15 protein-coding genes are annotated in these 12,387 nt (G+C 70.0%); 10 read left to right on the forward strand and 5 right to left on the reverse strand.

Annotated elements, in window-relative coordinates:
• Nucleotide 1: 1 nt before the first annotated feature.
• Complete coding sequence (locus BWR60_RS18815) at nt 2-1,597, reverse strand: mannosyltransferase (protein ID WP_088152566.1); 1,596 nt, start codon at nt 1,595-1,597, stop codon at nt 2-4.
• Nucleotides 1,598-1,781: 184 nt separating this feature from the next.
• Between BWR60_RS18815 and BWR60_RS18820 the strand changes: the two genes are divergently transcribed.
• From BWR60_RS18820 to BWR60_RS18845, 6 genes are all read left to right on the forward strand, one after another.
• On the forward strand, nt 1,782-2,327 hold the full coding sequence (locus tag BWR60_RS18820; RefSeq protein ID WP_088152567.1) for a sigma-70 family RNA polymerase sigma factor: 546 nt from the start codon (nt 1,782-1,784) through the stop codon (nt 2,325-2,327).
• 5 nt (nt 2,328-2,332) lie between these two features.
• Nucleotides 2,333-3,094: an anti-sigma factor family protein gene (locus BWR60_RS18825; protein WP_088152568.1), complete on the forward strand. Its 762-nt coding sequence runs from the start codon at nt 2,333-2,335 to the stop codon at nt 3,092-3,094.
• Nucleotides 3,095-3,120: 26 nt separating this feature from the next.
• Nucleotides 3,121-3,840 carry a Bax inhibitor-1/YccA family protein gene (locus tag BWR60_RS18830; protein ID WP_429913031.1) on the forward strand — a complete coding sequence of 240 codons (720 nt, stop codon included), beginning with the start codon at nt 3,121-3,123 and terminating at the stop codon, nt 3,838-3,840.
• 4 nt (nt 3,841-3,844) lie between these two features.
• Nucleotides 3,845-4,432 carry a DUF2076 domain-containing protein gene (locus tag BWR60_RS18835; RefSeq protein ID WP_088152569.1) on the forward strand — a complete coding sequence of 196 codons (588 nt, stop codon included), beginning with the start codon at nt 3,845-3,847 and terminating at the stop codon, nt 4,430-4,432.
• Between the two features lie 101 nt (nt 4,433-4,533).
• Nucleotides 4,534-5,196, forward strand: coding sequence for a DedA family protein (locus BWR60_RS18840; protein WP_218823575.1), 663 nt, complete (start codon nt 4,534-4,536; stop codon nt 5,194-5,196).
• 13 nt (nt 5,197-5,209) lie between these two features.
• Entirely contained in the window at nt 5,210-5,476 is a 267-nt protein-coding gene (locus BWR60_RS18845) for a hypothetical protein (RefSeq protein WP_088152571.1), read from the forward strand.
• 12 nt (nt 5,477-5,488) lie between these two features.
• On the opposite strand, the gene BWR60_RS18850 is transcribed toward BWR60_RS18845, so the two are convergent.
• Nucleotides 5,489-6,877 carry a calcium-binding protein gene (locus tag BWR60_RS18850; protein ID WP_088152572.1) on the reverse strand — a complete coding sequence of 463 codons (1,389 nt, stop codon included), beginning with the start codon at nt 6,875-6,877 and terminating at the stop codon, nt 5,489-5,491.
• Here BWR60_RS18850 and BWR60_RS36425 point away from each other — a divergent pair.
• The 3 genes from BWR60_RS36425 (at nt 6,876) to BWR60_RS18860 (ending at nt 8,640) form a co-directional block, all read left to right on the forward strand.
• Nucleotides 6,876-7,148, forward strand: a complete 273-nt coding sequence (locus BWR60_RS36425; RefSeq protein ID WP_144445667.1) for a hypothetical protein — start codon at nt 6,876-6,878, stop codon at nt 7,146-7,148. The genes BWR60_RS18850 and BWR60_RS36425 overlap by 2 nt on opposite strands.
• A 184-nt stretch (nt 7,149-7,332) precedes the next feature.
• On the forward strand, nt 7,333-7,554 hold the full coding sequence (locus tag BWR60_RS18855) for a hypothetical protein (protein ID WP_088152603.1): 222 nt from the start codon (nt 7,333-7,335) through the stop codon (nt 7,552-7,554).
• Between the two features lie 120 nt (nt 7,555-7,674).
• Nucleotides 7,675-8,640, forward strand: coding sequence for an ABC transporter substrate-binding protein (locus BWR60_RS18860; protein WP_088152573.1), 966 nt, complete (start codon nt 7,675-7,677; stop codon nt 8,638-8,640).
• Nucleotides 8,641-8,646: 6 nt separating this feature from the next.
• On the opposite strand, the gene BWR60_RS18865 is transcribed toward BWR60_RS18860, so the two are convergent.
• Nucleotides 8,647-8,904: a hypothetical protein gene (locus BWR60_RS18865; RefSeq protein WP_144445668.1), complete on the reverse strand. Its 258-nt coding sequence runs from the start codon at nt 8,902-8,904 to the stop codon at nt 8,647-8,649.
• A gap of 145 nt (nt 8,905-9,049) precedes the next feature.
• Here BWR60_RS18865 and BWR60_RS18870 point away from each other — a divergent pair, with 145 nt between their 5' ends.
• Nucleotides 9,050-10,420, forward strand: a complete 1,371-nt coding sequence (locus tag BWR60_RS18870; protein ID WP_088152575.1) for an amino acid permease — start codon at nt 9,050-9,052, stop codon at nt 10,418-10,420.
• A gap of 276 nt (nt 10,421-10,696) precedes the next feature.
• Here BWR60_RS18870 and ilvC read toward each other — a convergent pair whose 3' ends face one another.
• A complete protein-coding gene (gene ilvC, locus BWR60_RS18875; RefSeq protein ID WP_088152576.1) occupies nt 10,697-11,716 on the reverse strand; it encodes a ketol-acid reductoisomerase in 1,020 nt (339 codons plus the stop codon).
• A 92-nt stretch (nt 11,717-11,808) separates the two neighbouring features.
• Nucleotides 11,809-12,336, reverse strand: a complete 528-nt coding sequence (gene ilvN / locus BWR60_RS18880) for an acetolactate synthase small subunit (protein WP_088152577.1) — start codon at nt 12,334-12,336, stop codon at nt 11,809-11,811.
• Between the last annotated feature and the right edge of the window lie 51 nt (nt 12,337-12,387).

Consider the following 12,387-nt stretch of genomic DNA (forward strand, 5'->3'; position numbering starts at 1 on the left):
CTCAGTTGCCGCGCTCGGCCATTGCCCCGCTGACCCCGATATCGCGGGGCGCCGCGCACTGCCCCGGACGGCGGTACAGGCAGATCTCGCTCGGGCAGCTCTCCAGCCGGTAGGCGGTGCCCGGCGGCATCTGCTCCGGCCGCGCCATCACGTAGTTGAAGGACGGGGCCGAACGCCACAACCGGCGCGTGTCGTCACCGAACCAGAACACCGGCACGTCGCGGTGCAGGGTGGTGTAGCCCGGCAGGTCCCACCACGGCGTCATCAGGCCCAGGCCGCACAGCGCCTGGCGGTCGTGCAGCGCCGTGGCGGTGGCGATGCCGGGGGCGACGCGGCTCCATTCCGGGCCCCAGCGGTCGCTGCCCGAGAGCAGGCCGGAGGCGAGGACCCAGGCGGCGCACAGCACCGACAGCGGCGCCCAGCGCGGCATCGCTCCCCAGCGCGCCGGCCAGCGCCCCGCCGCCAGCCCCGACAGGCGCCGGGCCAGCCTTTCGGTGCCGATCGCGGCCAGGATCAGCAGGAAGGGCAGCGCCGGCAGGACGAAGCGGTATTCCTTGTGGGCGACCAGGCTGTGCGACAGCACCACCGCCAGCGGCACCGCGACCAGCATCGGCTGGCGGCGCGCGCCCAGCACGATCAGCGCCGCCATCGGCGCCAGCCACCACGACCAGACCCGGGCGTATTCGGTGAAGTAGAAGCCCAGCGGCATGACGCCGAAGCTGTGGCTCTTCTCCTCGACGATGTTGATCCAGAAGTTCTTCAGCACCGACTGGAACGGCCAGCCCAACGTCACCCAGTCCAAGAGGCCGTTGCACAGCACCACCGGCACCAGCCCGGCCAGCAGCATCGGCCGGATCCGGCCGCGCCAGTCGCCGCGCCCGGCGATCAGGACCGCCGTCACGATCGCCGGCAGCAGGTGGAAGCGGAAGACGAAGACCAGGCCGAACAGCACCCCGGCCCAGACCAGCCGGCGGCGGTCCCCCGCCTCCGCCGTCCAGGCCAGCCAGCAGCCGACCAGCAGCAGGCTGGTGGCGATCGATTCCGTCAGCGCCGTCGGCGCGAAATAGATCAGCTCGAACCAGATCGTGCCGATGAAGGCCGCGGTCAGCCCCGCCGTCAGCCCGGCGGCGCGCCGGGCCCAGAGGAAAGCCACGGCCGGGATGCTGAGCGACAGCGCCGACCACAGCGCCTTGGAAACGCCGAGATAGGCCGACGGGTCGTCGCTGACCCAGGACACCGCCTTCATCAGCCCGGCCAGCATGCCCGGCAGCAGCCAGGAGCGGATGCCCTCGCGATACTCCCACGGCACCATGCCCTGGCCGAAGGCCAGGCGGTGCGCCTGCTCGTAATACTGGAACAGCTCGTCGGCGTGGTGGATGCGCGGGAAGGCCAGGGCGAGGGCGAAGCGGAGCACCAGCCCGAGGGCCAGCAGCCCGGCCAGGCCGACCAGCCAGGCGGGCCAGCGGTCGAGGATGCCGGGCCGCGACGGATACGGCAGAGCGACCGAGGCTGCTGCGGAACCGACCGGACGACCGATGTAGCGATCGGACACGGAGGGATCGACCGATCGGCGTTGCTCCACAGTGTCGTCGGTCATGTCGCTCCGAATCGCGCCGGACTATCGAGTATTGCTGCCTATAACACCGGCAGGCTGCATTTCGTCTGCAAAAACCTCGCAAAAATCATCATATCCAGGATCGTGTTGAGAGTTTGTCCGTGCCTCCACCGGAACAAGGCGCGAGGCCTGGGATGAAAACCGGGGGTGGCTGCGTATATGGGGCATGAAACGCCGCAAGGATGATTTCGACGTCATCGCCGAGCTGCCGGGGCTGAAGCGCTACGCGCTGGTCCTGACCCGCGATGCCGCCGAGGCCGAGGACCTGCTGCAGGACACCCTGCTGAAGGCCTATGAGGGCCGTCGCGGCTGGCAGCCGGACCGGGCCCTGCGCCCGTGGCTGTTCTCGATCATGCACAACGCCCATGCCTCGCGGCTGCGCGGCCGCCGCGCCGAGGATGCCCGCATCGCCCAGGCGACGCAGCTGGCGCCCCAGTCCGGCGCGCCGAGCCAGGATGCGCGGGTGCAACTGGCCCAGGTGCAGCGGGCCCTGATGGCCCTGCCGGAGGAGCAGCGCGAGGCGCTGCTGCTCGTGGCGGTCGAGGAGTTCCGCTACCAGGAGGCTGCGACCATCCTCGGCATCCCCCTCGGCACGCTGATGTCGCGGCTGGGCCGGGCCCGCGCCGCGCTGCGCGAGAGCGCCGGCGGCGCCGAGACCCCGGCCAGCCGCACCGACGGACCGACCCCGCCGCATCTGCGGCTGGTGGAGTGACGCCCATGACCCAGATCCAGACCGACCCCACCGAAGCCGAGATCCAGGCCTATATCGACGGCGAGCTCGACCTGCCGCGCCGGATCGAGGTCGAGGCCCATCTCGAGGCCAACCCTGCTTTGGCCGCCCAGGTGATGGCCGATCTGCGCCTGCGCGACGCGCTGCGCCTGGCCTTCGCCGAGGATGCCGGCATCCGCGTCGCCAGCTACGAGAATGCCCGGCTGCTGGGCCGGGCCGTGCGCTGGCGCCGGCTGACCGTGCGGCTGCGCCGGGTGGCGGCGGTGGTGCTGCTGGTCGGCATCGGCTGGGGCGCCCAGTCGATGCTGGGCGTCACCCGGATCGACAGCGCCTCGGCCGGCATCCCCGCCTATGCCGACGAGGCCGGCGACGCCTATCGCACCGTGCTGTACCGCCACCTGGTCGACCCGGCCGAGCCCAAGGGCGGGCTGAAGCCGGAGGACCTGGCCAAGGCGCCGATCACCCTGCCCGACCTGCCGCAGGGCTGGTCGATCCGGTCGATCGAGGTGGTGCCCTGGGACGGCGGCTCCGGCTTCGAGGCGACGATCGACACCGACCGCTTCGGCCTGGTGACGCTGTTCGCCGCCGCCACCGACGGCTTCGACGTGCAGCAGCCGCAGGCGCAGCGGGCCAATGACGTCACGGTCGCCTACTGGCAGGTCGGCCCCGCGGTCTACGCCCTGTGCGCGGAAGCGAAGGCCGACGACCTGCTGACCGCCGCCAACGGCCTGGCCGACACCCTCTACTGAATGGTCTCGAAGGAGAGAACGACACCATGAACATGCAACAATATGAATGGCAGGGGACGGCCCAGCGCGCCTCGGCCGCCGAGCTCGACGCCGGCCTGCGGCAGCACATGCTGCGAGTCTACAACTACATGGGCCTCGGCCTGGTCCTGACCGGCCTGGTCGCCTATCTGGTCGCCAGCACCCCGGCGATCTACATCCCGATCTTCACCAGCCCGCTGAAATGGGTGGTGATGCTGGCGCCGCTGGCCTTCGTGTTCTTCCTGTCGTTCCGCATCCACGCCGTCTCCGCCTCCACGGCGCAGATGGTGTTCTGGGCCTTCTGCGGCGTCATGGGCCTGTCGATGGCGTCGATCTTCCTGGTCTTCACCGGGACCAGCATCGCCCGCACCTTCATGATCACCGCGGTCATGTTCGGCGCGATGAGCCTGTACGGCTACACCACCAAGGCAGACCTGTCCCGCTTCGGCGCGTTCCTGATGATGGGCCTGGTCGGCATCATCATCGCCTCGATCGTCAACATCTTCCTCGGCTCGACCGCGATCCAGTTCATCGTCTCGGTCGCCGGCGTGCTGATCTTCACCGGCCTGACCGCCTGGGACACCCAGCGGATCAAGGAAGAGTACGCCGAGCACTATGACAGCGAGAGCCTGAACAAGATGGCGGTGATGGGTGCGCTGTCGCTGTACCTGAACTTCATCAACATGTTCCAGCTGCTGCTGAGCCTGACCGGCTCGCGAGAGGAGTAAGCGCGTGTACGACACCGAGAAGCAGGCCATCGACGACCTGTTCGTGAAGCTGCAGCGGGCCGAGCGCGACGGCGGCCCGCGCGACGCCGGTGCCGAGGACCTGATCCGGCGTCGCCTCGCCGAGCAGCCGGCCGCCGCCTACTACATGGCCCAGGTCATCCTGGTGCAGGAGCAGGCGCTGGCTGCGGCCCAGGCGCAGATCAACGAGCTGGAGCGGCGCGCCGCCCAGCCTGCGGCCGGCGGCTTCCTGGCCGGGCTGTTCGGCGGCGGCCAGCAACGGCCGCAGCCGGGTGGCTCGCCCTGGGGCCGGCAACAGGCGCAGCCCGGCTATGGCGCGCAGCAGGGTTACGGCGCCCGCGGCGGCTTCGGCGGCCAGCCCGGCTTCGGCCGGTCCGGCGGTGGCGGCTTCATGGCCGGCGCGATGCAGACCGCCATGGGCGTCGCCGGCGGCGTCGTCCTCGGCAACCTGCTGATGGACGCCTTCACGCCCGACGTCGCCCAGGCGGCCGAAGGCATCGGCCAGGCGGCGGAGGACACCGCCAACGACTTCGCCTCCGACGCCGGGTTCGATATGGGCGGCGACGAGCTCTGAGGTTAGAATGGGGCCGGCGGCGTCATGCCCCGGCCCTCCCCTTTTTGTCGTGTAAGGTCGTGTAGAATTTCGAGACGACCTCTGAACCGATCGGACGCATCGTGGAATCCTTCGTTGCCCAGGTCACGCAGTTCATCGCCGACAATCAGGCCTGGGCTGGACCGATCCTGTTCCTGCTGGCCTTCGGCGAATCCATGGCCGTGGTCGGCCTGTTCGTCCCCTGCACCGCCCTGATGCTGGCCACCGGCGCCCTGGTCGGCGGCGGCCTCCTGCACCCCGTGCCCGTGATCCTGTGGTCGATCGCCGGTGCCGTGCTGGGCGACGCCGTCTCCTACTGGCTGGGGCAGAAGCTGGGGCCGAACGCCCGCAACGTCTGGCCGTTCTCGCGCGACAAGGCGATGATCGCCCGCGGCCGGCTGTTCTTCCGCCGCTGGGGCACCGCCTCGATCTTCCTCGGCCGCTTCCTGGGGCCGCTGCGCGCCGTGGTGCCGCTGATCGCCGGCATCATGCGCATGCGCCCCGCCCGCTTCCAGATCGCCAATGTCCTGTCCGCCATCGTCTGGGTGCCCGCCATGCTGGCGCCCGGCTGGCTGGTGGCCCAGGGTGTCGGCGAGCTGGAGGGCATCGGCGAGACCCAGTGGATCCTGATGACCGGCGCCCCGCTGCTGGCTGGCGCCTTGACCCTGGCGGCCTTCGCCAAGTTCGCGGCCCGCCGTGCCGTCCCGGTCCGCGCCCGGCGCCAGCGCGCCGGCGAGCAGGCCTGAGCGGAGAGCCGCCATGGGCTTCAGCCCCGTCAAGCTCCTGATCATCGGCGCGGTGGTCGCGCTCTTGTTCCTGCCTCTGCTGCTGCGCCAGGCGCGGTCGATCCCGGTGCTGCTGGAGCAGGCGCGCGCCGCCTTCGCCGGCGAGGACGAGGACGCGCCCGGCCATCATCCCCGGGCGGCGGAGCCGGTGCGCGAAGCCGCGCGGCCCGCCAGCATCGCCGAGCGGCTGGGCCGGGTGATCGGCCAGCTGCTGCAGCGCCTGGGCTTGTACCGCGGCTGAGCGGCTGAGGCGCTACAGCACGAGATCGCCCGCCGTCAGCGCGACCGCGCCGGCCAGCACGATGTGGAAGTCCGACGCGCCGTCGCCATTGACGTCGCCGGCGATGGTGGTGGCGCCGCCGGACTGGGCAAAGCGCAGCTCGCCGGCGACATGGTGGTAGAGCTGGGTGCCGATGAAGGTGAAGGGCTGGTCGCCGGTGGCGACGGTGCTGGCGTCGATCTCCGACAGGTCGATGCGGTCGCCCTGGGCCCGGCTGAAATCCGTGATCCGGTCGGCATCGGCGCCGACGACACTGTCGCCGGTCGCGGTGAGGACGAAGGTGTCGGCGCCGATGCCGCCGCCGAGCCGGTCGCGCCCGGCGCCGCCGATGAGGATGTCGTTGCCCTCGAAGCCGCTCAACGCATTGGCCTCGGCGTTGCCGGCGATCACGTCTCCGCCCTTGCCGCCATTGACGTTCTCGATCAGCCCATAAGCGTCGCCCTGGGCATCGCCGTCGCTGCCGGAGCCGCCCTGTAGATTCACCTTCACGCCGACCGTGGCGCCGAAATAGGTGACGAGGTCGATGCCGGCCCCGCCACTGAACAGATCGGCGCCGGGGCCGCCGCGGAGGATGTCGTTGCCGTCGCGCCCGTCCAGGAGGTTGGCGCCGCCATCGCCGGTCAGCCGGTCGGCACCCTGGCCGCCGATGACATCCTCGATATCGTCGGCGATCACGTCCCCCTGGGCCGTGCCGCCTGAGACGACCCGCGTCGCCAGGTTCACGGTCACAGCAGCCGCGCTGTCGTCATAGGTGATCCTGTCCCTGCCGGCGCCGCCGATGAGATGGTCGCTGCCGGCGCCGCCCGTCAGGATGTCGTCGTCCTCGCCGCCATTGAGCGTGTCATCGCCGGCACCGCCTGTCAGGACGTCGTTTCCGCCGCGACCGAGCAGCATGTTGCTGCCGTTCGCGCCGTCGAAGAAGTCGCTGAAGTCGGAGCCGCCCAGGTTCTCGACATCGGCCGCCACCTGATCGCCGACGGAGTCGCTGTTGCCGATCCCGTCCGTATCCCCGAAGCCGATCCGCACGAAGGTGGCGTTGAGGCTGCCGCTGTAGTCGGCCATGTCCACGCCGGCCCCGCCCACCAGATTGTCCGCCCCCGCGCCGCCCTGGAGGACATCGTTGCCGTCGCCGCCCAGCAGGGTGTCGTCGCCGAGCCTGCCGCGGAGGATGTCGTTTCCCGCGCCGCCATCGTCGAAATCATTGCCGGCCCCCGACACCACGATATCGTCGCCTGCCCCTGCCTGGATGATGTCGTTCCGGGCCGTCGCCAGCGCGATCCCGTGAAAGCCAGCCGGCACGGGCAGGCCGTCGCCGGCCTCATGGATGAAATCCTTCCCCCCGGTTCCGTTGACGATGGCCATGGTGTTCCTCGCCTCATGTATGGTCGCGAGCAGATCTAGGCGATCGGGCGCCGGGCGGCTGTTCCCCCCGGCACAGCGCGGCTTGCCGCAGGATCAGCCTACCGCCCGACCCGACGTGGCTGCCGCCCGGCTGGCCGAGAAGGCGGCGGCCGACGACACGCTGCCGGCGGAGGCCGCCGAACCTGCGTCCGTGGAGGGCTGGCCTCGCCCGATGGATGAGTCCGCCACCGGCCGGCTTCCCTCGAAGCCATGGAAACCCGACAGCAGCTGAGCGCGGCTCGCTGCGCGGCTTTCTCACGACAGCTCCGCACGGCCTGCGCCCTTCCCGTCCCCCCGGGGGAGCGCGGGGTGCGGCTGGCCGACCGGAACCCTGGCCGGCCCGGCCCCGTTGCTTGTTCGGCCGCCCCGTCCGGCGCCGCGAGACGTTCCGCCGGAGGGCCGGGATGGAGGTCGCCATGCCGTTGACTGCGCTGCTGCCCCTGATCGGCGCGCTCCTGGTCATCGCCGGGCTGGTGTATTCGGCCTTCCAGGCCATCTGGATCGGCCGGTTCAGCCGTGAGAAGCGCTCCTTCGGGCTGAGCGGCTTCGGGCTGAAGGCGAACTGGCCGGGCCTGGCGCTGATCGCCGCTGGCGCCATCCTGCTGCTGGCCCCGTCCGCCCTCCAGTCCCCCGGCTGAGCCGGGCGGCCGGAAGCCGCCCGACCGCCCGCTGTTCCCCGCGGGACACGAGGAATCCCCGCCATCTGCGTCAATGCGGTCGCCCGGCCGCCTGGGCCGGGTCACCACGGGGAACCCTCCATGCACATCATCCGTCTGGCGCTGGCGGCCGGGGCCGTCCTGGCGCTCCTGTCACCCGCCGCACCCGCCGCCGACAAAGCGGTCGTGGCGGTGACCGCCATCGTCGAGCATCCGCAGCTCGACGCCGTCCGCGACGGGGTGCGCGCGGCCCTGGCACAGGCCGGATACAAGGAGGGCGAGACCCTCGTCTTCGAATTTGAATCCGCCCAGGGCAGCGCGGCCACGGCGGCGCAGATCGCCCGGAAATATGTCGGCCAGGCGCCGGACGTGATCGTGCCGATCACGACACCCTCCGCCCAGGCCGTGGCCGCGGCGACGCGCGACATCCCGGTGGTGTTCGGCGCCATCACCGACCCGGTCGGCGCCAGGCTGGTCGCCAGCCGCGACCATCCCGGCGGCAACGTCACCGGCACCTCCGACATGCAGCCGCTGGCCGACCATCTCGACCTGATCCGCGCGATCATGCCGGGCGTGAAGACCCTCGGCGTGATCTACAACCCGGGCGAGGCGAACAGCGTCTGGACCGTGACGACGCTGCGCAAGATGGCGCCGGACCGGGGCGTCGGCATCGTCGAGGCGACCGCCACCAAGACGGCCGATGTCCGCGCCGCCGCCCTGAGCCTGGTGGGCAAGGTCGACGCGATCTATGTCCCGACCGACAACACCGTCGCTTCAGCGGTCGAGGCGGTGGTCGGGGTCGGGCTCGAGAATCGCCTCCCGGTCTTCGGCGCCGAGACCGAGAGCGTCGCCCGCGGCGCCGTCGCCGCGATCGGCTTCGACTACTACCAGCTCGGCCGCGAGACCGGCGCCATGGTCGTCCGGGTGCTGCAGGGCGAGAAGCCCGGCGAGATGCCGGTCATCAACGCCCGCGGCGGCGACCTCGTCGTGAACCTGAAATCGGCCGCGGCCATGGGCGTCATCATCCCGCCGACGCTGCTGAACCGGGCCCGCAGGGTGATCCGGTGAGGCGCGTCACGCGTCCTGCGAAGCGTCCAGCCCGGCGCGGCGGCGGTAGAGGTCCAGCACCCTGTCGCGGCCGTCCGGACCCAGAAGCTCCAACGCCGCCAGTGGGTGGCGCTGCGCCTCCGGCAGCAGGTCGAGGCGGTTCAGCAGCAGCGCCACCGCGCAGGCGTCGCGCGGCGACAGCAGGCGGATGTTGTCGGGATCCGAACGCGCCAGCCCGACCAGCCGGGCGAGATGGGCCACATCGTCGTCAACAGTGCTTGGCATGAACATCTCCCTGGATCTCGGCCGGAAATCCTACAGACGGCGTCGCATACAGGCCAGAACGCCTCATTCCCGACAAAATCGCGTGTGCGGCCGGCGAAATCAGGCTAGGAGGGCGGGCATCGGATCCACAACAAGAAGATCAACCATGGCCGAAGCACCGGAGGGCGGGCTCCACCAGGGCCTGCAGCAGCGCCATCTCAGCATGATCGCGATCGGCGGCGTCATCGGCGCCGGGCTGTTCGTCGGCTCCAGCTCCATCATCGGCACGGTCGGCCCCGGCGCCTTCCTGACCTATGCGGTCACCGGCGTGCTGATCATCATGGTGATGCGCATGCTGGGCGAGATGGCGGCGGCCAACCCCTCCACCGGCTCCTTCTCCGACTATGCAAGGCTGGCGCTGGGCGACTGGGCCGGCTTCACCGTGGCCTGGCTGTACTGGTACTTCTGGGTGATCGTGGTCGGGTTCGAAGCGGTGGCCGGCGCCGGCCTCTTGCAGAAATGGCTGCCGGACGTGCCGCTGTGGGCGGCGTCGCTGGGCCTGCTGCTGCTGATGACCGCGACCAACCTCTACTCCGTCCGCTCCTTCGGCGAGTTCGAGTACTGGTTCGCCGGCATCAAGGTGGCGACCATCGTCGTGTTCCTGCTGCTCGGCTGCGCCTATGTCTTCGGGCTGTGGCCCGGCCACGCCATGGACTTCTCGAACCTGACGCCCGCCGCCGGCTTCCTGCCGAACGGGGTCGGGGCGATCTTCTCCGGCATCGTCGTCGTGGTGTTCTCGATGGTCGGGGCGGAGATCGCCACCATCGCCGCGGCCGAGGCCAAGGACCCGGAGCGCGCGGTGGTGAAGGCAACCCGCTCGGTCGTGGTGCGGATCCTGATCTTCTACATCGGCTCGGTGTTCCTGCTGACCGTGATCCTGCCCTGGGACGGCCTGGCGCCGAAGCAGTCGCCCTTCGTCGTCGCCTTCGAGCGGATGGGCATCGCCTGGGCCGCCGACCTGATGAACGCGGTGGTGCTGACCGCGGTGCTGTCCTGCCTGAACTCCGGCCTCTACACCGCGTCGCGCATGCTGTTCGTGCTGGCGGGCCGGCGCGAGGCCCCGGGCGGCCTGACCCGCACCACCCGGAGCGGCGTGCCGGCGCGGGCGATCCTGGCCTCGACCCTGATCGGCTATCTCTCCGTCGTCGCCGCCTATGTCTCGCCGGACACGGTGTTCCTGTTCCTCCTGAACTCCTCCGGCGCGGTCATCCTGTTCGTCTATCTGATGATCGCCGTGTCGCAGCTGGTGCTGCGCCCGCGCACGCCGCCGGAGCGGCTGCGGGTGAAGATGTGGCTGTATCCGGTGCTCACCCTCCTCACCATCGCCGGCATGGTGGCAGTGCTGGTGGCGATGGGCTTCCAGGACGACACCCGGTCGCAGATCCTCCTCAGCCTGGCCTCGGCCGCGGTGGTCGTGGTCGCCTGGGGACTGCGGCGGGCCGTGTTCGGCCGGAGCGTCGCGGCGGCTGCGGAGTAGTTGCCGGGCGCGCGTTGCCTCTCCCGCTTGCGAGACCTTTTCACAACGCCCACCCCTCACCGTCATTGCGAGGAGGCGAAGCCGACGAAGCAATCCAGGGGCCGGTGCGCACCGGCCCCTGGATTGCTTCGCTACGCTCGCAATGACGGTGTTTGAATTCCGAAAGGCTCTCGCTTGCTGGAGAGGCAACGCGAAAGTCCGGGCTTCACCCTTGCCAGCCCGCCAACGAAAAAGGGCCCCTCGCGGGGCCCTTTCCCAGTCCGGAGACGGTCCGGCTCAGTTCTTGGCCTTGTCGACCAGCTTGTTCTTGGCGATCCACGGCATCATCGCGCGCAGCTTCTCGCCGACCTTCTCGATGTCGTGCTCGGCCTGGCGGCGGCGGGTGGCCTTGAAGCTGGCCTGGCCGACCTTGTTCTCGAGCATCCAGTCGCGGGTGAAGCGGCCGGACTGAATGTCGTCCAGCACGCGCTTCATCTCGGCCTTCGTCTCCGCGGTGATGATCCGCGGGCCGGTGACGTAGTCGCCGTATTCCGCGGTGTTGGAGATCGAGTAGCGCATGTTGGCGATGCCGCCCTCATACATCAGGTCGACGATCAGCTTGACCTCGTGCAGGCACTCGAAATAGGCCATCTCCGGCGCGTAACCGGCCTCGACCAGGGTCTCGTAGCCGGCCATGATCAGCGCGGTCAGGCCGCCGCACAGCACCACCTGCTCGCCGAACAGGTCGGTCTCGCACTCTTCCTTGAAGGTGGTCTCGATGATGCCGGCGCGGCCGCCGCCGATCGCCGAGGCGTAGGACAGGCCGATGTCGAGCGCGGCGCCGGTCGCGTTCTGGTCGACCGCGATCAGGCAGGGCACGCCGCCGCCCTTCTGGTACTCCGAGCGCACGGTGTGGCCCGGGCCCTTCGGCGCCACCATGAACACGTCCAGGTCCTTGCGCGGCACGATCAGGTTGAAGTGCACGTTCAGCCCGTGGGCGAAGGCGATGGCGGCGCCTTCCTTCATGTTCGGCGCCAGGTCGCGGGCGTAGATGTCGGCCTGCAGCTCGTCCGGCGTGCACATCATCAGCACGTCGCCCCAGGCGGCGGCCTCGGCCGGCGACATCACGGTGAAGCCGGCGGCCTCGGCCTTCTTCACGGTCGGGCTCTCGGGGCGCAGCGCGATGCGCACATCCTTGACGCCGCTGTCGCGCAGATTGGCGGCATGGGCATGGCCCTGGCTGCCATAGCCGACGATCACCACCTTCTTCGACTTGATCAGGTTCACATCCGCGTCGCGGTCGTAATACACGCGCATTGCTCTGTCCTCTCACACGGGGCCGGGCGGCCCGGCCTTTCTCAACGATGACGGGAACCGCCGGCTGCTGGCAACCGACAGCTTCAGGGGAGTTACTCGGCGCTCAGGAGCCCTTCGGGCCCCCGGGCGATGGCGACGACGCCGGTCCGGCTGACATCGACGAGCCCGAGCGGGATCATCAGCTGGATGAAGGCGTCGATCTTCTGGGACGAGCCGGTGACCTCGAACACGAAGCTCTCGGTCGTCGAATCCACGGCGCGGGCCCTGAACACGTCGGCGATGCGCAGGCTCTCGATGCGCTTGTCGCCGGCGCCGCGGACCTTGACCAAAGCGAGCTCGCGCTCCACCGCCGGCCCGTCCAGCGTCAGGTCGTGCACGCTGTGCACCAGCACCAGCCGGTCCAGCTGCGCCTTGATCTGCTCGATGATCATCGGCGTGCCGGAGGTGACGACGGTGATGCGGGACAGGTCCCGCGCCGCGTCGACCTCGGCCACGGTCAGGCTCTCGATGTTGTAGCCGCGGCCGGAGAACAGGCCGATGACGCGGGCGAGAGCGCCCGGCTCGTTGTCCACCAGCACGGCGATGGTATGGGTTTCGATCTGGGTCTGCGGGGGGGTCATGGTCGATCCAGTGAGGTCACGAGACGAGGGTCGCGGCCATCCCCCATTTCC

The sequence above is a fragment of the Inquilinus limosus genome (assembly GCF_002195995.1).
GTDB lineage: Bacteria > Pseudomonadota > Alphaproteobacteria > DSM-16000 > Inquilinaceae > Inquilinus > Inquilinus limosus_C.

Coding starts and splice junctions, on each gene's coding strand:
- BWR60_RS18815 (WP_088152566.1), bottom strand. CDS start 1,597: ATGACCGACGACACTGTGGAGCAACGCCGATCGGTCGATCCCTCCGTG.
- BWR60_RS18820 (WP_088152567.1), top strand. CDS start 1,782: ATGAAACGCCGCAAGGATGATTTCGACGTCATCGCCGAGCTGCCGGGG.
- BWR60_RS18825 (WP_088152568.1), top strand. CDS start 2,333: ATGACCCAGATCCAGACCGACCCCACCGAAGCCGAGATCCAGGCCTAT.
- BWR60_RS18830 (WP_429913031.1), top strand. CDS start 3,121: ATGAACATGCAACAATATGAATGGCAGGGGACGGCCCAGCGCGCCTCG.
- BWR60_RS18845 (WP_088152571.1), top strand. CDS start 5,210: ATGGGCTTCAGCCCCGTCAAGCTCCTGATCATCGGCGCGGTGGTCGCG.
- BWR60_RS36425 (WP_144445667.1), top strand. CDS start 6,876: ATGGTGTTCCTCGCCTCATGTATGGTCGCGAGCAGATCTAGGCGATCG.
- BWR60_RS18850 (WP_088152572.1), bottom strand. CDS start 6,877: ATGGCCATCGTCAACGGAACCGGGGGGAAGGATTTCATCCATGAGGCC.
- BWR60_RS18855 (WP_088152603.1), top strand. CDS start 7,333: ATGCCGTTGACTGCGCTGCTGCCCCTGATCGGCGCGCTCCTGGTCATC.
- BWR60_RS18860 (WP_088152573.1), top strand. CDS start 7,675: ATGCACATCATCCGTCTGGCGCTGGCGGCCGGGGCCGTCCTGGCGCTC.
- BWR60_RS18865 (WP_144445668.1), bottom strand. CDS start 8,904: ATGCCAAGCACTGTTGACGACGATGTGGCCCATCTCGCCCGGCTGGTC.
- BWR60_RS18870 (WP_088152575.1), top strand. CDS start 9,050: ATGGCCGAAGCACCGGAGGGCGGGCTCCACCAGGGCCTGCAGCAGCGC.
- ilvC (WP_088152576.1), bottom strand. CDS start 11,716: ATGCGCGTGTATTACGACCGCGACGCGGATGTGAACCTGATCAAGTCG.
- ilvN (WP_088152577.1), bottom strand. CDS start 12,336: ATGACCCCCCCGCAGACCCAGATCGAAACCCATACCATCGCCGTGCTG.